Source organism: Brevibacterium jeotgali (genome assembly GCF_900169175.1).
In the GTDB taxonomy this organism is placed as follows: domain Bacteria; phylum Actinomycetota; class Actinomycetes; order Actinomycetales; family Brevibacteriaceae; genus Brevibacterium; species Brevibacterium jeotgali.
The window spans coordinates 96,508-115,058 of the sequence record NZ_FXZM01000012.1 but is presented as its reverse complement, the minus strand read 5'-3'; the positions used below and the strand labels follow the sequence as shown (position 1 = coordinate 115,058).

The 18,551-nt window shown below is 68.1% G+C and carries 14 protein-coding genes; 1 reads left to right on the top strand and 13 read right to left on the bottom strand.

The window, feature by feature from the left end:
- Nucleotides 1-33: 33 nt before the first annotated feature.
- The 9 genes from BJEO58_RS12235 to BJEO58_RS12195 all read right to left on the bottom strand — a co-directional run bounded on the left by BJEO58_RS12235 (nt 34) and on the right by BJEO58_RS12195 (nt 11,496).
- Nucleotides 34-1,317: a glutamate-5-semialdehyde dehydrogenase gene (locus tag BJEO58_RS12235; RefSeq protein ID WP_101589749.1), complete on the bottom strand. Its 1,284-nt coding sequence runs from the start codon at nt 1,315-1,317 to the stop codon at nt 34-36.
- Nucleotides 1,314-2,468 (bottom strand): glutamate 5-kinase, encoded by a 1,155-nt coding sequence (gene proB / locus BJEO58_RS12230; RefSeq protein WP_101589748.1) that lies wholly within the window; start codon nt 2,466-2,468, stop codon nt 1,314-1,316. Before proB ends, BJEO58_RS12235 begins: the two co-directional genes overlap by 4 nt.
- Nucleotides 2,465-4,054, bottom strand: a complete 1,590-nt coding sequence (gene obgE, locus BJEO58_RS12225; protein WP_101589747.1) for a GTPase ObgE — start codon at nt 4,052-4,054, stop codon at nt 2,465-2,467. Before obgE ends, proB begins: the two co-directional genes overlap by 4 nt.
- A 165-nt stretch (nt 4,055-4,219) precedes the next feature.
- Complete coding sequence (gene rpmA, locus BJEO58_RS12220; protein ID WP_101589746.1) at nt 4,220-4,471, bottom strand: 50S ribosomal protein L27; 252 nt, start codon at nt 4,469-4,471, stop codon at nt 4,220-4,222.
- Between the two features lie 29 nt (nt 4,472-4,500).
- The gene (gene rplU, locus BJEO58_RS12215) at nt 4,501-4,809 is read right to left on the bottom strand and encodes a 50S ribosomal protein L21 (RefSeq protein ID WP_087006058.1); all 309 of its coding nucleotides are present in this window, start codon (nt 4,807-4,809) and stop codon (nt 4,501-4,503) included.
- A gap of 191 nt (nt 4,810-5,000) precedes the next feature.
- Nucleotides 5,001-5,336: a chorismate mutase gene (locus BJEO58_RS12210; protein ID WP_101589745.1), complete on the bottom strand. Its 336-nt coding sequence runs from the start codon at nt 5,334-5,336 to the stop codon at nt 5,001-5,003.
- A 152-nt stretch (nt 5,337-5,488) separates the two neighbouring features.
- A complete protein-coding gene (locus BJEO58_RS12205; protein WP_101589771.1) occupies nt 5,489-7,063 on the bottom strand; it encodes an alanine/glycine:cation symporter family protein in 1,575 nt (524 codons plus the stop codon).
- 179 nt (nt 7,064-7,242) lie between these two features.
- Nucleotides 7,243-10,680, bottom strand: coding sequence for an Rne/Rng family ribonuclease (locus BJEO58_RS15090; RefSeq protein WP_219617111.1), 3,438 nt, complete (start codon nt 10,678-10,680; stop codon nt 7,243-7,245).
- A 264-nt stretch (nt 10,681-10,944) separates the two neighbouring features.
- On the bottom strand, nt 10,945-11,496 hold the full coding sequence (locus BJEO58_RS12195; protein ID WP_101589744.1) for an NUDIX hydrolase: 552 nt from the start codon (nt 11,494-11,496) through the stop codon (nt 10,945-10,947).
- Between the two features lie 105 nt (nt 11,497-11,601).
- Between BJEO58_RS12195 and BJEO58_RS12190 the strand changes: the two genes are divergently transcribed.
- Entirely contained in the window at nt 11,602-12,237 is a 636-nt protein-coding gene (locus BJEO58_RS12190) for a vitamin K epoxide reductase family protein (protein ID WP_246076021.1), read from the top strand.
- A gap of 188 nt (nt 12,238-12,425) precedes the next feature.
- Here the strand turns inward: BJEO58_RS12190 and ndk are convergent, their stop codons facing one another.
- From ndk to ileS, 4 genes are all read right to left on the bottom strand, one after another.
- Nucleotides 12,426-12,848 carry a nucleoside-diphosphate kinase gene (ndk, locus tag BJEO58_RS12185; RefSeq protein ID WP_101589742.1) on the bottom strand — a complete coding sequence of 141 codons (423 nt, stop codon included), beginning with the start codon at nt 12,846-12,848 and terminating at the stop codon, nt 12,426-12,428.
- Nucleotides 12,849-12,938: 90 nt separating this feature from the next.
- Complete coding sequence (locus BJEO58_RS12180) at nt 12,939-13,325, bottom strand: DUF4233 domain-containing protein (protein WP_101589741.1); 387 nt, start codon at nt 13,323-13,325, stop codon at nt 12,939-12,941.
- Nucleotides 13,322-14,881 (bottom strand): bifunctional folylpolyglutamate synthase/dihydrofolate synthase, encoded by a 1,560-nt coding sequence (locus BJEO58_RS12175; RefSeq protein WP_101589740.1) that lies wholly within the window; start codon nt 14,879-14,881, stop codon nt 13,322-13,324. Before BJEO58_RS12175 ends, BJEO58_RS12180 begins: the two co-directional genes overlap by 4 nt.
- Nucleotides 14,878-18,156 carry an isoleucine--tRNA ligase gene (ileS, locus tag BJEO58_RS12170; protein WP_101589739.1) on the bottom strand — a complete coding sequence of 1,093 codons (3,279 nt, stop codon included), beginning with the start codon at nt 18,154-18,156 and terminating at the stop codon, nt 14,878-14,880. Before ileS ends, BJEO58_RS12175 begins: the two co-directional genes overlap by 4 nt.
- Nucleotides 18,157-18,551: the final 395 nt, after the last annotated feature.

The window sequence follows — 18,551 nt, the reverse complement described above, 5'->3', positions numbered from 1 at the left end:
GCGGCCCGCCGCCCGAACTCCGGCTGCATGCGGCTACGTGCGGATCTGCCCGCTGCCGCGCATGATCCATTTGGTGGTCGTGAGCGCGTCGAGGCCCATCGGACCCCGTGCGTGGAGCTTCTGCGTCGAGATCCCGACCTCGGCACCCAGACCGAGCTGTCCGCCATCGGTGAAGCGGGTCGAGACATTGACTCCCACAGCCGCGGCGTCGACCGCCTGGACGAAGGTGTCGGCATTCGACAGGTCGTTCGTCACGATGACTTCGGTGTGGCCGGAGGTGTACGCGTGGATGTGCTCGATCGCCTCGTCGACGTTCGCCACCAGCTTCACGGCCAGTTCGAGGCCGAGGTACTCCTTGGCCCAGTCCCGCCGTGTGACGCGCCGGATCTTCATGCCCTCCGGAGCGAACTCCTCGACGGACTTGTCTGCACGCACCACGACGCCGGCCGCGTGCAGCGCCGTGAGGATCTTCGGCAGCACCCGCTTGGCAGCCTTCTCATGGATCAGCAGGTTCTCCAGCGCATTGCAGACGCTGGGACGATGCGTCTTCGAGTTGAGGACGAGATCCGTGGCCATCCGGACCGGGGCAGAAGAGTCGACGAACATGTGCACGTTGCCCACTCCCGTCTCGATGACGGGGACCAGTGATTCGTGCACCACCGTGGAGATGAGGTCCGCTCCCCCGCGCGGGATCAGCAGGTCCACATAGTCCCGTGCCTGCATGAGCACGGTCGTGCCGTCGCGGCCGAATTCGTCGATCCCGCTCACGCTCGCCGCGGGCAGCCCGACGGACTCCGCAGCCTTGCGGAGGAGTTCGATGAGGAGCGTGTTCGACGAACGGGCTGCGGACCCGCCCCTCAGGACCACCGCGTTGCCGGACTTGAGCGCGAGCGCCGCGATGTCGACCGTGACGTTCGGGCGCGCTTCGTAGATCGCACCGACGACTCCGACCGGTACGCGCTCCTGCGAGACGCGCATCCCATTGGGCATCGTCCTGCCGTGCTCCACCGTTCCCACCGGATCGGGCAGTCGAATGACTTCGCGGACAGCGCCTGCGATGTCCAGGATCCTTGCTTCCGACAGGCTCAGGCGGTCGATGAGCGGCTCGTCGATCCCGCGCTTGCGCGCAGTCTCGATGTCCTCTGCGTTCGCCGCCAGGATGTCCTCGACATTCTCTTCCAGACTCCGCGCGATCGCTTCGAGCGCTTCGTCCTTGAGACGCGTCGATGCCTGGGCAACACCGCTGGACGCCCCCTTCGCCGCCGCCACGACACGCGTGACCCCGCGGACCACCCGTGGGCTGATGTCAGTCGTCATTGTTCCCCTTGCTCGAAAACCGCGTCCGTGAGGACCATGTCGTTCCGGTGGATGACCTCTCTACGGTAGTCCGCCCCGAGAGTGTTGCCCAACTCCTCCGACGACTTCCCGAGCATCGCGGGGAGTTCGTCCTCGGCGAAGTTGACGATGCCGCGCGCCACGAGCGCGCTATCGGGACCGCGGACGTCCACGGGATCGCCCGCGTCGAAGCCGCCGTCCGCACCCGTCACACCGACGGCGAGGAGGGACCGGCCCCTCTCCGACACCGCTCGGGCCGCACCCTCGTCCACGTGCACGGTCCCGTGCTTCTGCGCGAGATGCGCCAACCACAGGAGACGCGTGGATCGTCGGCGGTGGGTCACGCCGAAGGCCGTTCCGACGTCGTCGCCCGCGACGGCCTCCGCCACGCGGTCTGCCGACGTGAGGATGGTGGCGATCCCGGAGTCGGCCGCCATCGTCGCGGCCTGGACCTTGGTCACCATTCCACCGGTCCCGGTCCCTGCCGCACCGGTGCCGCCGATGCTCAGCTCCTCCAGATGCTCGGGGCCCGATACGAACGGCACCCGCTCGCTGCCCGGAGTCCCCGGCGGCGCGGTGCACAGCGCATCGACGTCGGAGAGGAGGACGAGCGCCTCCGCATGGATGAGGTGGGCGACCAGTGCCGAGAGCCGGTCGTTGTCACCGAACCGCACGCCGTGGGAGACGACTGCGTCGTTCTCGTTCACGATGGGGAAGATCCCCAAAGACAGCATGCGCTCGACGGCGCGTTGGGCATTGCGGTACTTCGCGCGGTGGATGAGATCGTCGGCCGTGAGCAGCACCTGCGCGGGGACCAGTCGATGCGCGGCCAGCGCCTGGGTGTAGGCCGCCATCAGAAGACTCTGTCCCACTCCCGCGGCAGCCTGCTTCGTCGCCTGGTCCTTGGGGCGCCGGGAAATGCCCATCGGATCGAGTCCTGCGGCGACAGCTCCGGACGACACCAGGACGACCTCCCGGCCGGCGGCGCGTTCGGCGCCCAGGACGTCTGCGATCCGGCGCAGCCGGTCGTGGTCGAGCCCGTCCGCCATCGTCGTGAGCGACGACGAGCCGATCTTCACGACGATCCGCTTCGCCTCGCTCACCTGGGCCCTGGTCAGGGCCTCAGAGATCACGACCGCCCGTCCTCGCCGCCGTCCTCGTCACGCGCCTGTGCAGAGCGGGCAGCCTGCTCCGCACGAGCCTCGCGCTCCCTGGCCACGTTCTCCGCGACGCGCTCAGCCTCGAACTCCGCGCGGGTCGCCGCCTTCGCATCCATACGGTCGTGGAATGCTTCCTTGCGCTCGCGGCGCGTTGCACGCGTGCGATCCTCGAAGCGTGCGTCCGAACCACGGCCGCCGAGCAGTTCGGCACCTCCGACCATCGTGGGGTCCCAGTCGAAGACGACTCCGTCACCCGCACCGACGACGACCGTCGAACCGGGCACCGCACCGGCACGGAAGAGCTCCGGCTCGATTCCCAGACGATCGAGCCGGTCGCTCAGATAGCCGACAGCCTCGTCATTGGCGAAGTCCGTCTGCAGGATCCATCGCTCGGGCTTGTCGCCCAGGATCCGGTAGACGGGCTCATCATCGGCATGCTCGACGACGACGCGGAAGCCCTTGTCGTCGACCGCGCGAGGTCGCAGGACCACCCGCTCCGGCACTTCGGGATCAGCCTCGCGACGGGCGCGCTCGGCCTCCACGAGGCCAGCCATCGCGAACGACAGCTCGCGCAGGCCCTCGTGCGACACGGCGGAGATCTCGAAGACGCGGTAGCCCGCAGCCTCCAGATCGGGGCGCACCATATCGGCCATCTCCCGACCATCGGTCACGTCGATCTTGTTGAGGGCGACGAGGGTCGGCCGCTCGTCGAGCGGAAGCAGATCACCGCCGTGGGCGATGTCGACTGCGTAGTCGGAGAGCTCCGCCTCGATCGCCCGCAGGTCGTTCACGGGGTCCCGTTCGGGCTCCCACGTCGCGAGGTCGATCACGTGGACCAGGCCTGCACAGCGCTCGACGTGACGCAGGAACTCGAGCCCGAGTCCCCTGCCCTCTGCGGCACCCGGAATGAGGCCGGGGACATCAGCGACGGTGAAGCGGGTCCCGCCCGCCTCCACGACACCGAGGTTGGGCACCAGAGTCGTGAACGGATACTCCGCGATCTTGGGCCGTGCCGCTGACATCGCCGCGATGAGGCTGGACTTCCCCGCAGACGGGAATCCCACGAGGGCGATGTCCGCCACCGACTTGATCTCGAGGACGAGCGAGCGCTCCTCCCCCGGAATCCCGAGCAGAGCGAAGCCTGGAGCCTTGCGCTTCCTCGACGCGAGTGCGGCGTTGCCGAGACCGCCACGTCCGCCCGCAGCGGCGATGTAGCGCGTCCCGTGGCCCACCAGGTCCGCCAGCACCTCACCGGTCTTCGTCTTCACGACGGTGCCCTCTGGAACGGGGAGGACCAGCTCGCCTCCGTCGGCACCGTGGCGCAGATCGCCCTTGCCGATTCCACCGTGAGCTGCCCTGCGGTGCGGGGAGCGGTGGTAGGGCAGGAGCGTCGTGGTCTGCGAGTCGACCTCGAGCACGACGGTTCCTCCGTCGCCGCCGTTCGCACCGTCGGGGCCGCCCAGAGGCTTGAACTTCTCACGTCTGATGGAGACGCAGCCATTTCCGCCGTCGCCGCCTGCGATGTGCAGGGTGACGCGGTCGATGAACTCAGTGGCCATGGGTGCCTCACAGGGATGGAAGGGACGGGATGACGGAGGTGGGGCGCACCCACGATCCTACGGTGGTGGCCGATCCCACGCACCGTACGGGTCGGAGAACGCAGGAGCGGGGCGAGTCGTGATCGACTCGCCCCGCTCGTACTGCGGTTCGCAGAGGTGCTGGTATCAGCCCGCGAGGATGTTGACGACCTTGCGGCCGCCCTTCGCGCCGAACTCGACAGTGCCGGCCGACAGCGCGAACAGCGTGTCGTCCTTGCCGCGCCCCACATTCGCGCCGGGGTGGAAGGCAGTGCCGCGCTGGCGGACGAGGATCTCGCCCGCGCTGACGACCTGGCCGCCGAAGCGCTTCACGCCGAGGCGCTGGGCATTCGAGTCGCGGCCGTTCTTCGTGGAGCTTGCGCCCTTCTTTGTTGCCATGGGTATTCTCCTTCAGATGTCGCTGTCGCTCAGGCGATGCCGGTGATCTTGAGTCGGGTGAGGTCCTGGCGGTGGCCCTGACGCTTCTTGTAACCCGTCTTGTTCTTGTACTTCTGGATGACGATCTTGGGTCCGCGGAGTTCGTTCTGAACCTCTGCGGAGACCGAGATCTTCGACAGCGCATCTGCAGCCGTGGTGACGGTATCGCCATCCACGTGGAGGACTGCGGGGAGCTCGACGGAATCGCCGGCCTCCGCCTTGATCCGATTGACGGTGATGACGTCGCCGACGCTGACCTTCTCCTGATGGCCGCCGACGCGGACGATGGCGTAGACCATGTGCGTACCTCTCGCTTCACTCCTGCGCGCGGCCGTATGCCGCGCGGCTTCTCCATGTGCGGAGCGACCCCTCCTTGGATTCCGGCGCCGGTGGGGACCGGCTGATCCCGGAGGTCCCATTACGAGGGGGGATCTGCTCGTCGGTGCTCAGAGCACCGACGAGCAACCTTAGCGCACGGGTGGATCAGCGGTCAAAGCGAGGGCTCGCCCCCTGGGGCGTCTCCGCCGCCGGCCCCGCGGGCCTCGTCGGCGATCCGCTCGTGGTGGCGGATGACCTCTGCGACGATGAAGGCGAGGAACGTCTCCGCGAACTCAGGGTCGAGGTGCGCCTCCTCAGCGAGCGTCCGCAGCCGCGCCACCTGGCGGGCCTCGCGTCCCGGGTCCGCAGCCGGGAGCTCGTGCTCCGCCTTGAGCCGCCCCACCCGCTCCGTCAGCTTGAACCGCTCCGCCAGAACGTGGATGAGAACCGCATCGAGATTGTCGATGCTGTCGCGCAGAGAGGCGAGCTCTCGGGGGATATCGGCCATTCCGCCTCCTGTGTCCACGGTGTCACGGGTCGCCGTCGACGCCCCTGACGGGCGCCCGACGCTCCTCGAGCCCCCACGATACAGCGCTGCGCGCCCCGGCGTGTGCCGAGGCGCGCAGCGCGTCTGAGAGGAGACCTGATCAGTGACGCGGGTCAGGCATTGCCCTGCTCCTCCCTGATCCTCTGCAGGTGCGCATCGTCTTCGGCGCCCAGCTCGTGGAGCTTGCCGGACTTCCGATCGGCCAGGTACTCCTTCATCTCACGCTTGACGACCGGCATGAGGATGTAGAGGCCGAGGATGTTCACGAATGCACAGCAGAACAGTGCGGCATCGGCGAAGTTCACGATCTGCCCGAAGGAGGCGATGCAGCCGATGATGATGAAGGCGAGCAGGATGCAGCGGAACACGACGTCCGAGGACTTCCGGCGGCCGAAGAGGTAGTGCCACGCCTTCTGGCCGTAGTACGCCCACGTGATGAGGGTCGAGATCGCGAACAGCATGACCGCGAAGGCGAGGAACACCGGCCACCACGGCGAGATGGTCGCGAACCCGGCCGAGACGAGCGACACGCCGTCCGGGGAGAGCCCGGTCTCTGCGAACTCAGCCAGTGCACCGTCGTACGCCGCGCCCGCGGCGATGACGATCGTGAGTGCCGTCATGAGGCAGACGACGATCGTGTCGAGGAACGGCTCCAGGAGGGCGACGAAGCCCTCGGAGACCGGACGACGGGTCTTCACCGCCGAGTGCGCGATCGGCGCGGAGCCGATGCCGGCTTCATTGGAGAATGCCGCCCGCTGGAAGCCCACGACCATGGTGCCGAAGATGCCGCCGGCCACACTGTCCATGGAGAAGGCGCCCGAGACGATCGTGGCGAGTGCCGGGCCGACCTGGTCCAGGTTGCCGAAGATGACGATGAGGCAGGAGATCACGTAGAAGATGCCCATCGCCGGCACGAGCCGACTGGTGACCCTGCCGATCGACTTGATCCCGCCGAGGATCACGAGGCCGACCACGAACGCGATGAGGAGGCCGATGACCAGCCCACCCGTCGGCCCGGCGATGATGCTCTGCTCGCCGCCGGAGACCTCGCGAAGCTGCACATAGGTCTGATTGGCCTGGAACATGCCGCCGCCGGCCACACCGAAGACCAGGATGGCGATGGCGAAGAAGCCGGTCAGTGCGCTGGCCACGGCGCGGGGGAACTTCTTGAAGGCCACGGGGAGGTACTTGAAGGGGCCGCCGTTGACGACTCCGTCGGCGTCGATCTCGCGGTACTTCACGCCGAGGGTGCACTCCACGAACTTCGTGCACATGCCGAGCAGCCCGGCGATGATCATCCAGAACGCCGCGCCGGGGCCGCCCATGGCGAGCGCGGCCCCCACACCGGCGATGTTGCCCAGGCCGACGGTGCCCGAGACTGCCGACGTCAGAGCCTGGAAGTGCGTGACCTCACCGGGGTCGCTGGGGCTGGAGTACCTGCCGGAGACGACTTCGAGTCCGACTTTGAAGCCGCGGATCTGGATGAAGCCGAAGTAGATCGTGAAGACGACGGCGGCGACGATCAGCCAGATCACGACGATGGGGACGGGCCCCACGGCGAAGAAGACGACATTGCCGATGGCCGTGACGACAGGTTCGAGGACGCCGTTGACGGCCTCTTCGATCTTGACGACCTGCTCCTGTCCGGCAGGCTGCGCGCTCACGTGCGCCAGAGTCTGTGTGTTCATGGTCACAGACACTACAAGTGCACATGACTCACGTCACACTCCGGGCCGGACAACACGGCACTGTTTACCTGATTGTTACCTGTGCAGACATGAACAGATCACCGAAAAGGTAAGGACCCGGGCATCGCTGGCGCGATGCCCGGGTCCCTGCCGGACGGAGGATCAGCGGCGGATGCGGGTCAGTCGTCCATGCCGAGCATCAGGATGGGCGCGGCCGGAGCCTGTGACTCCGTCGTCGTGGCAGCCGCTGACTCCGACGCACCTGCGCCCGCCGGCTCGGTGCTGAGCGTCTCTGTGCTCGGAGAGTCCTCCGTCGTGCTCGGGGAGTCCTCCGTGACAGGTCCAGCCGTGGGCCGATCTGCCGTCTTCGCGACCTTCGTCTGCACCGTCGTCGTGGAGTCGGCGCCGATCATGAGCGGCATCGGGCCGGTCGACTCCGGGGCGGACGGTGCCTTCGGCTGAGTGTCCGCCGCGGCGGGTGAGTCCTGATGATCCGCCGCACCTTCTTCCGCGGGACTGCCGTCGGTGCGCTGCGAATCGGTGTTCTTCGCCGACGAGCGCGAACGGCCGCCTCGGCGGCGTGATCTCCGTCCCTCCGACTTCGAGTCATCCGACGTGCTCGGTGACGCGTCGGTCGCCGCTGCAGCCGCCTCCTGGCCGGTCTCCTCGTCGGACTTCTTGAGCGTGGCCTTCGCGATGGCAGCGACTGCAGAGCGCGACTGGCTCGTCTGCTCGTCCACGCCCCGCTCGTCGTCCTGTGCCGCAGGCTGCTCCTTCGACCCGCGCGACGACCCGCCCGAGCCACGTCCGCCGTCGGACCCGCGGCGTGAGTCCGAGCTGCGCGACGATCCTCCGTCGCCGCCCTTCCCCTGGCTGCGGCCGCGCTGGCCGCCGCGCTGTGATCCGCCCGCATCCTTCTCGTCGCTTCCCGGCAGCATGAGTCCGCGACCCGCCAGATCCTCGCCGGCCGCGGAGAGCGATTCCGCGAGGCCGGTGCCGATCCGTTTGCGGGTCATCTGCACGAGCCCCAGCGACGTGACCTCTGCGACCTGGTGACGGGTCCTGTCGCGTGCGAGGCACTCGACGAGCCTGCGTGTCACGAGGTCGCGGTTCGACTCGAGCACCATGTCGATGAAGTCGACGACGATGATCCCGCCGATGTCACGCAGACGCAGCTGTCGGATGACCTCGTCAGCGGCCTCGAGGTTGTTCTTCGTCACCGTCTCCTCGAGATTGCCCCCGGATCCGGTGAACTTCCCCGTGTTGACGTCGACCACGGTCATGGCCTCGGTCCGGTCGATGACCAGCGAACCGCCCGAAGGCAGGTTCACCTTCCGGCTGAGCGCCTTCTCGATCTGTTCGTTCACGCGGAAGTGGTCGAAGATGTCCGTGCCGGCGGCACCGGACTCCGCGGTGGGGGTCCCCTCCGCTCCGTAGCGGCTCACACGGTCCAGGAGATCGGGGGCCACTGCTTCGACGTACTCGTGGATCGTGTCCCATGCGCCCTCGCCGTCGACGACGAGCGCTTCGAAGTCCTCGTTGAACACGTCGCGGATGATGCGGACGATCATGTCGGGCTCGCTGTAGAGCAGCTTGGGTGCCGACGGCTTGGGCGCCTTCGACTTCTTCTGGATCGACTCCCACCGCTTCGTGAGACGGTCCACGTCTCGTCGCAGCTCCTCGTCCGACGCACCTTCGGACGCAGTGCGCACGATGACGCCGGCCTGCTCCGGAAGAATCTCCTTGAGCAGCTTCTTGAGACGTGCGCGCTCGTTGTCCGGCAGCTTCCGGCTGATCCCCGTCATGGAGTTGCCGGGAATGTAGACCAGGAAGCGGCCGGGCAGCGAGATCTGGCTGGTCAGCCGCGCACCCTTGTGGCCCACAGGGTCCTTCGTCACCTGGACGAGGACCGAGTCGCCGGAGCTCAGCGCCTGTTCGATGCGCTGCGGCTTGCCGTTCATGCCGAGGGCGTCCCAGTTCACCTCACCGGCGTAGAGCACCGCATTGCGGCCCTTGCCGATGTCGATGAACGCGGCCTCCATGCTGGGCAGGACGTTCTGGACGCGGCCCATGTAGACGTTCCCGATGAGGGAGGCCTGCGCCTTGTGCTCGCTGAGGTAGTGCTCGACGGTGACGCCGTCTTCGAGGACGACCAGCTGCGTGCGGTCGGTCTGCTCGCGGACGAGCATCGTCCGATCCACGGATTCGCGACGTGCCAGGAACTCCGCTTCGGTGAGCAGCGGACGCCGCCTGCCCGCCTCCCTGCCCTCACGACGGCGCTGGCGCTTCGCCTCGAGCCGCGTCGAGCCCTTGATCGAGGTGACCTGATCGTCGCCCGTCGATCCGGTGTCTCCCCCGCCGCCGTCGCGACGGGATGAGCGCCCACGACGGCGACGGCGACGGCGCGACGAACTGGAGTCGTCGTCGGAATCGTTCTGGGCGTCTCCCGAGTCGTCGGACGACCCGCCATGGCGCTGGTCCGACGAGTCTCCGGACTCACTGCCGCTGTCGCCTGATGACCGTCGACCGGACCGATCGCCGACCGCCTGGCCGCCGTCGGAACGACCGCTGCGAGACGCGTCGTCGTCGGACTCGCCGTGGGCGACCCGCTCGCCCGAGCCGCCGTCCCCGCCGGCACCGGAGTCCGCACCGCTGTCGCCATGCGCGTCGTCGCTGCCGGACGACGTGCGGCGGCGTCCGCGCCGGCTGCCGCGCCGACCGCCGTCCGCGTCTGACGTCGACCCGTCGTCACCACTGCGATCGGCTGCGCTGTGGCCGCCGTCCGACTCGTCGTCGGATCCGTCATCCGAGGAGCGGTCGCGACCGCGGGAGCGACGGCCCCTGCCCCCGCGGCGACGACGAGAACGGCCGCGTCCGTCCCCACCGTCGTCATCCGATCCGGTGCTGTCGCTGTCGGACGACGAGTCTGCGTCGTCGTCCGTGGACTCCTGATCGTCATAGCGGTCCTCGGAGTCGTACTCGTCGTCGGAGTCATCGTCCGTGTACCAGTCGGGGTCCGCCGGCTGTGCGAAGTCCTCCTGCGGCGGCTGGAAGAGCAGGCCGCCCCCGGCGGGCACCGCGGCCGGAGCGAAGGCACCGGTCGCGGCATCGGAGGAGTGGGAGAACGGATTGCGCGGATCCACCGACGGCGACGGTGACGCGCCGTCCGAGTCGTCTCGCGCTCCGGCGCCCGAAGGGGCACCGGAGCGGGAGACGCCCTCGGAACGAGCAGCGGAGGAGCTGTGGGAATCCTCGTCGTCGGAGTCCCGATCCGATGCGTACGACTCGAAGACCAGGCCGCTCGAAGCCCCCGCCGAGCGCTCTGAGCGGGCCGATCGCGCTCTGGACTCCTGGCCCGAGGCCGTCGTCGTCTGCGCCGTGCGGGCTGCGGGGGCGTCGCGGTCGCCGTCCCCGCCCTCAGCGTCGTCGGGGACCGCGTCGTCGTCCTCGTGTTCACGGAGTCGGGCGGCGGCCGCCGCGATCTCATCGAGTGCGGAGAGTCTGTCCGGGTCGGAGTCGGAGGAGTCGTCGGCTGCATCGCGCGAGGCGCGCAGTGATGCCAGATCGGCCAGGATGCCCTCGGTGGGGTCCAGGTCGTCGTCGTGGGTGTTGGACATGGGTCGGATCTCCTGCCCACGATCGGGGCGCCACACCTGCGTCCCGACCGCGGTCGGTCGTCAGCGCCCGGCGATCAGCGGCGGGCATGGAAACCTGCGGTGCGTCGTGTCCGGCTCGCGCGAATGCGCGCGGCGGCCTGACACGTGCCGCTTCTGCTTGGCGTACCGGCGCGAGGGTGCCGCACGACGAGGAATCCGTCGTGCGCTGCTCGGCTCGGTGGAAGCGGGCCTGGCCCGGGTGTGTACGGACCTGCACTTCGATCATTATGTCACAGGCAGACTGCGCATTCTCTGAAGACGGCGCCACAGATCCAGCGCGTATCCGACCGTGGACACCACGCGCACCCCGTCGCGCGCACGTTCCGGCCCGGCGGACGTATGGTCCGGCAGGCGTGTCGTGGACGGAGTACCGGGTGCGACGTCATCGATCGGCACCCACGCCGCGTACTCCGTGCTGCCACCCACTTCCAGTGTGCCGAGCGTGCCGCCGGTCACCACAGCTTCGAAGATGACCGCGGCGCTCTTGAACGGCCTCCCGTCCGGCTCCCCGCTCCCGCGCCGCTGCGGAGTGAACGTCCGAGCGCCGAGCACACCCAGGATCTCCGCGTCGTAGCCGGTCTCCTCCCTGACCTCCCGCAGGGCCGCGCCTTCAAAGCCCTCGTCGTACTCCACTCCCCCACCCGGCAGAGTCCACATGCTCCCCCACCGCGTCCGCTCGGCGCTGAGCATGCTGAGGAGGACGCAGTCGCGCCCGTCCTCCTGGGCGACGATGACGCAATAGGCAGCGAGCCTGGTGTCGTAGTCCCGGAACTCCATGCCAGCAGAGTACCGCCCGATGGAGTACCGTCCGATCGGCGCTGATCCGCCTGACAAGGACTCTCAGCCTTTGCGCACCCGGCCGCCCGCTGGCATCCTTTCGGAGTGAGCACTCTCGACGCGTCCCCCGCACCCGTACAGCCCCGCCGGTGGTTCACCGGGCAGCGCGGGATGGGCGCCTTCCTCATCCTCACCGGGGTCGTGGGACTCCTGTCGTCTTTCGCCCTCACCATCGACAAGCTCAGGCTCCTCGCGAACCCTGACGCTGTGCTCGCCTGCGATCTGAATCCGTTCTTCTCGTGCGGCAGCGTCATGGCCTACCCGCAGTCCGAGATCTTCGGGTTCCCCAATCAGCTCATCGGAGTCGTCGCCTTCGTCGTCCCGATCGTCCTGGGCGTGCTGCTCCTGACACGCGTCGATATTCCGCGCTGGGTCATGAACGGACTCTCAGTCGGCCTGCTGGGCGGGATCGTGCTGGTGACGTTCCTGCAGTACACCTCGATCTTCACGATCGGCGTCGGCTGCCCCTGGTGCATGATCGTGTGGGTCGTGACGATCATGCAGTTCTGCGTGGTCGTCGCTGCGAACGTTCTGCGCGGCACGTTCGGGCGGACCGCGCAGGATTCGACGGTCCTCCGCGTCCTCGCCTCGATGCCACTCCTCATCGCCGGAGTCTGGCTGCTGATCATCGCGACCACCATGGTCACGCAGTTCTGGACGTATTTCGGTTCACTCATCTGAGTTACCTGTTCTGAGTTCCCTCATGTGTGAGTTCGCTCGGCTCTGACTCCACCCAGCGCTCCGACTCCATACACCGCGAGGGCGGGACCGGTCGATGACCCGTCCCGCCCTCGCGGTTCACTCAGCACGGTGCCCTCAGGCGCCTGCGGTTCCCTCAGGCGTCCGCCGCCTGTCGGTGAGCAGCCGGCTCAGGCGCTCTCCGGAAACCAGATGCCGATCTCGCGCTCTGCGGACTCGACGGAATCCGAGCCGTGCACGATGTTCTTCTGGACCTTCTCGCCCCAGTCGCGGGCGAGATCGCCCCGCACGGTTCCGGGAGCGGCCTCCGTGGGGTCCGTGGTTCCCGCGAGCACGCGGAAGCCGCGGATGACGCCCTCACCGGACGCGATGACCGCGACGACGGGGCCGGACTTCATGAAGTCGACGAGGGGCTGGTAGAAGGGCTTGCCCTCGTGCTCCTCGTAGTGCGCGGCCAGCTGCGCGTCCGTCGGGTGCACGAGCTCGAGTCGGTCGAGGCGGTACCCCTTCCGCTCGATGCGGGCGAGCACGTCGCCCACGAGTCCGCGTTCGACGCCGTCGGGCTTCACTAGGATGAGCGTGCGCTCTGACATGGAGTCTCCGTTTCTGAGATGAGCAGCTTCTGGCTGGAGCATGTGGTGATCAGCGGGTCTTTCCGGTGGCCCAGTCTAACGGCGACGGACCTACGCCTCGCGTTCAGCCGCCTCGCGTTCAGCCGCTTCGCGGTCGATCCGGCGGCCCCAGTATGCTCCGACAGCCCACATCGAGCCGAAGATGGCGGCGATGAGGATCAGCGCCGGCATGATGATGCCCAGCGCGAGGATCAGCCCTTGGCCGGTCCAGCCGAGGAGCATGCCGGGACGCTTCTCGAACCTCCTGCGCGGCAGCAGTGCGGCGGCCGTGATGAGGACGAGGGCGGTGAACGTCAGCAGTCCGACGAACACTCCGTACGGGACGAGGTCCGGCCGCAGGCCGTACCCCGTGAGTCCCGCGAAGTAGAGCACCAGCACTTCACTCACGATCACGGTGCCGCACAGGAGCGGCAGCTTCGACTTCGCCTGGACGCTCATGCGATCCCGCCTCGCCCCAGGAGGACCCGCGCCTCCGCCGCCGTGAGGAGTGAACCCGTCACGGCGATCCCGGCGCGGGCACGTTCTCCGGCAGAGGCCTCGGCGGTGTCCGCCAGGTCCAGCGCGGTCATGAGCGCGTCCTTGACGCTGGGGCGGATCATCACATCGTCCTCGTCGAACCATTCCGCCGCCGCGGCCGCGAGCTCCTCGGGATCCATCGCGCGGTCGCTGAGCGTCTGCGTCACGATGACGCGGTCCGCGAAGCGATGCACGTGCTCGAGCACCCCGTGGGGGTCCTTGTCCGCGAACATCCCGAGGACGGCTGTCACGTCGGTGAGGTCGAACGTCTCGTCCATCGCCTCTGCGAGCGCCCGGGCACCATCGGGATTGTGCGCGCCGTCGACCAGGATGGTCGGCTCCGCCTTGAGGACCTCGAGACGGCCGGGGCTCGTCATCGCGGCGAATGCCTCTGTGATCGTGTCCTCGCCCAGGGGACGTTCGCCGCCGGTGAGGAATGCCTCTGTCAGCGCCACTGCGGTCGTCGCGTTGTGCGCCTGATGCGCACCGTGCAGCGGGAGGAACAGCTCCGGGTAGTCGCCGCCGATGCCGCGCAGCGACACCATCTGGCCGTCCACGGCCAGGGTGCGGTCGATCACGCCGTAGCCCTGCCCCTCGGTCCACGCACGGACCTCCCGGCGAGACGCCTCGTCTGCGAGCACGGCGAGCACGCCGTCAGCCGGCTGGTCAGCGATGATGGCGAGAGGCTCCGGCTCCGGAGTGGGATCGACGGAGCGATCCAGGATCCCCGCCTTCGTACGGGCGATCTCCTGCACCGTGTCTCCGAGGTAGGCCTGGTGATCGAGTCCCACAGCGGTGAAGCCGCAGACGCGTGCGTCGACGACATTCGTCGAATCCCATTCGCCGCCCATGCCCACCTCAAGCACCATGACATCGACCGGAGCATCCGCGAACACAGCCAGAGCGAGCACCGTGAGCGCCTCGAAGAACGTCAGTCCCGGTCGACCCTCGTCCGCGAGTGCCGCGTCGATCATCTGCAGGTACGGTTCGATCTCGTCGTAGACACGGGCGAACGTCGCAGCATGGATGTCATTCCCGTCGACGCCGATCCGTTCCGTCACGCGCGTGAGGTGCGGGCTCGTGAACCGACCCACGCGCAGGTTGTGCGCGCCCAGCAGCGTGTCGACCATCCGGACCGTCGACGTCTTCCCGTTCGTCCCGGTCACCATGATCGCCGGAGCCGCGGTGTGGATGTCGCCCAGCAGCTCGCACGCGCGCCGGGTCGCGTCGAGGCGGAGTTCGACCTGGGTCTCCCCCGCGCGTGCCAGCAGTGCCGCGTATACGCGGGCGAGCGCCGCAGTGTCCTCCGCGGTCTCGACCGGCGCGTCGAGGGCCTCCTCCTCCGGTGCTCCGGCCCCATCGGCGAGGGCGTCGCCGGAGTCATCGGCCGAGTCGGCCCAGAACGCGGACCCCGTCACGGCCTCGGCGTCGTCGTCCTCCGGCAGGATCGGCGCGAGCTCGTCGTCGTGGCCGGTCATGCCCGCACCACGCGCACGGAGACGCCCTCACCCAGTTCGCGGACGGTCGTCGCATCGGCTGCCGCTGCGTCCGATCCGGCGACGTCGAGGGCTTCGGCGAGCACTTCGCCGGCCACGAGGTCACGATGAGCGGTCAGTGCCGTCGCGACGGCCTCGGGTGCGTACAGAGTGACCCGGATGCGATCCGACACGTGAAGCGCCAACTGCTTGCGCACGCCCTGGATGGCACGGATCGCATCGCGCGCCGTGCCCTCCGCCTCGAGTTCGTCGTTCAGCGCGGTGTCGAGCGCGATGAAGCCGCCGTCCACCGGCGCGAGCGCCAGGGATTCCGACGCGGACTCCGCGTGCTCCTCGAGTGCGTACTCGCCGTCGACGAGTGCGAATCCGCCCGAGGTGACGACTCCGTCCTCGACCGACCAGTCACCCGTCTTCGACCCGCGTATCGCCTGCTGCACATCCCTGCCCAGGCGGGGACCTGCCGCACGGGCGTTCACGGTCAGCCTGCGTTCGAAGGAGAAGCCCGCATCGCGTGCCTCAGCGGTCCCGAGCACACGCACGGACTTGACGTTGAGCTCGTCCGCGATGATCGTCGTGAACTCCTCGCCCAGCGCAAGATCCGTGACGAGGACCAGGCCCGACAGCGGCAGGCGCACGCGGAGGTTGCGTGCCTTGCGCAGCGCGGAGCCCGCCGAGCACACCTCACGGGTGAAGTCCATCGCGTCGACGAGGTCCTGGTCCGCGGGGAACGCCTGGGCGTCCGGGTAGTCCGCGAGGTGGACCGAACGGCCGCCGGTGAGGCTCTTCCAGATCTCCTCCGTCGCGAACGGCAGGAGCGGGGCGATCGCGCGCAGCAGCGCCTCGAAGCTCGTGGCGAAGACGTCGAAGGTCGGGTGCGTCTCCTCCGTGCCGTCCCAGAAGCGTCGACGGGAACGGCGGACGTACCAGTTCGTCAGCATGTCGAGATGGCTGTCCGCCAGCCCGCATGCCGCCCAGATGTCGTACGCGTCCATCGCGGACTGGAACTCGTCGAGGAACTCCCGCGTCTTCGCAACGAGGTAGCGGTCGAGCACCTGGTCGGACTGCAGCGAGTCCTGCGCCTCGTAGCCGGAGGCGGGACCTGCCGGGCCGTCCGCCGTGTTCGCGTAGGTGGCGAAGAACTGCCAGGTGTTCCACAGCGGCAGCAGTACCTGTCGCACCCCATCGCGGATGCCCTGCTCGGTCACGACGAGGTTGCCGCCGCGCAGGATCGAGCTGGACATGAGGAACCAGCGCATCGCGTCGGAGCCGTCGCGGTCGAAGACCTCGCTGACGTCCGGGTAGTTGCGCAGGCTCTTCGACATCTTCTGCCCGTCGGATCCCAGGACGATCCCGTGGCAGATCACATCGCGGAACGCCGGCTTCTCGAACAGTGCCGCCGCCAGGATGTGCAGCGTGTAGAACCAGCCGCGCGTCTGGCCGATGTACTCGACGATGAAATCCGCCGGGTAGTGGTTCTCGAACCATTCGGCGTTCTCGAACGGGTAGTGCACCTGGCCGTACGGCATCGAGCCGGAGTCGAACCACACGTCGAGGACGTCCTCGACACGGCGCATCGTCGACCTCCCCGTCGGATCGTCGGGATTCGGGCGGGTGAGGTCGTCGACGTAGGGACGGTGGAGGTTCGGCTCCCCGTCGTCGCCCACGGGCAGCCGGCCGAAGTCGCGCTCGATCTCCGCGAACGAGCCGTAGACATCGAGGCGCGGGTACTCCGGATCGTCCGACCGCCAGACCGGGACGGGCGAGCCCCAGAACCGGTTGCGGGTGATCGACCAGTCGCGGGCGTTCTCCAGCCACCTGCCGAACTGCCCGTGCTTGACGTTGTCGGGGACCCAGGTGATCTCCTCATTCGTCGCGAGCATCGTCTCCTTGATCGCCGTGACGGACACGAACCAGGACGACACAGCGCGGTAGATCAGGGGGTTCCGGCAGCGCCAGCAGTGGGGGTACGAGTGGTCGTACGTCTCGTGGCGCAGGAGCAGCGCGGAGCGGCCCTCCATCGGTCCCGTGCGGTTCTTGAGGTCGCGGACGATGTCGCGGTTCGCGTCGAAGACCTGCTGCCCGCGGTAGTCCGGCACCTGGTGGTCGAATCGTCCCGCGTCGTCCACCGGGCGCACCGCCGTGATGCCGTACTCGTCGGTGAGGAGCTTGTCCTCCTCACCGAACGCCGGCGACTGGTGGACGATGCCCGTGCCGTCGTCCGTCGTGACGAAGTCGGCAGACAGGATCGTGTGCATCCGCTCGCCGTACTCGGACTGCTTGCCCTCGAAGTACGGGAAGGGCGGCTCGTAGGTGCGGCCCACGAGGTCGGCGCCCGTGTACTCGCGGATGACCTGAGGCGCCTCCCCCAGTTCGCGCGAGTGCGCGGCGAGGAGGGCGCGGGCGAGCACGAACGTCTTCCCGGCGAACTCCTCCGGCGCGTCCGCAGAGGCCCTGACCGCGACGTAGTCGGTGTCCGGGTGCACGGCGACTGCCTGGTTGCTGGGCACCGTCCACGGGGTCGTCGTCCAGATGAGGACCCATTCGTCATCGCCGTCCGCGCCCGGTTCACTCAGCTTGTAGCCGATCGTCACCGCCGGGTCCTGCCGCATCTTGTAGACGTCGTCGTCCATGCGCAGCTCGTGGTTGGACAACGGAGTCTCATCGGACCAGCAGTAGGGCAGGACGCGGTAGCCCTCGTAGATGAGGCCCTTGTCGAAGAGGGTCTTGAAGACCCACAGGACGGACTCCATGAAGGTGGGGTTGAGGGTCTTGTAGTCGTTCTCGAAATCGACCCAGCGGCCCATCCGATTGACGTATTCCTGCCACTCGTCCGTGTACTTGAGGACGGAGGCGCGCGCGGCCTCGTTGAACGTACCGACCCCCATCTCGAGGATCTCGTCCTTCGTCTTGAGGCCCAGCTGCTTCATCGCCTCGAGTTCGGCGGGCAGTCCGTGGGTGTCCCAGCCGAAGCGGCGCTCGACCTTCTTGCCGCGCATCGTCTGATAGCGGGGCACCACGTCCTTCACATAACTGGTGAGGAGGTGGCCGTAGTGCGGCAGGCCGTTCGCGAACGGCGGTCCGTCATAGAAGACGAACTCGTTCTCGCCGGCGGCTCCCGCATCCCGCGCCTCGACGCTCGCCCGGAACGTGTCGTCGGTGTCCCAGAAGTCGAGGATGCGCTTCTCGAGCGAGGGGAACGAGGGCGAGGCTGACAGGCCGAAGGCCGATCCCTGCTTGGGATAGATGCTTTCGCTCATGAGCGTCCTTTGGTGAGCGGGGCCGCGCACCCGGTGGCACCCGTCCCCTGTTTACGGTTCTTCCCGTGCGAGGACGACTGCACGCGCACGCGCTGCCGCGGTACCACCCCGCTTATCCGCATCCGCGTCCTGTCGGGGACGTACGAGCGGATCGCTCATTCGGCTGTGTCGGGCCGTCCCGTCCGGTTCTAGTGGGCGGCGCCGCTGGCGTCTGCCGTTCTTCCGGATGCTCCCCGGTGATGGCCGGATCGATGCACAGGCGAGTCTAGCGCACCCCGAGGCCTCCGCGCACAGTACGGCTGCATGCCGCTGAGTCCCGAGGAGGCGCCCCGCAGCAGAAGCGCCTCGCAGCAGCCTGAGACGGCACTCCAGCACAGAGCACGGGAGTCTGGCGT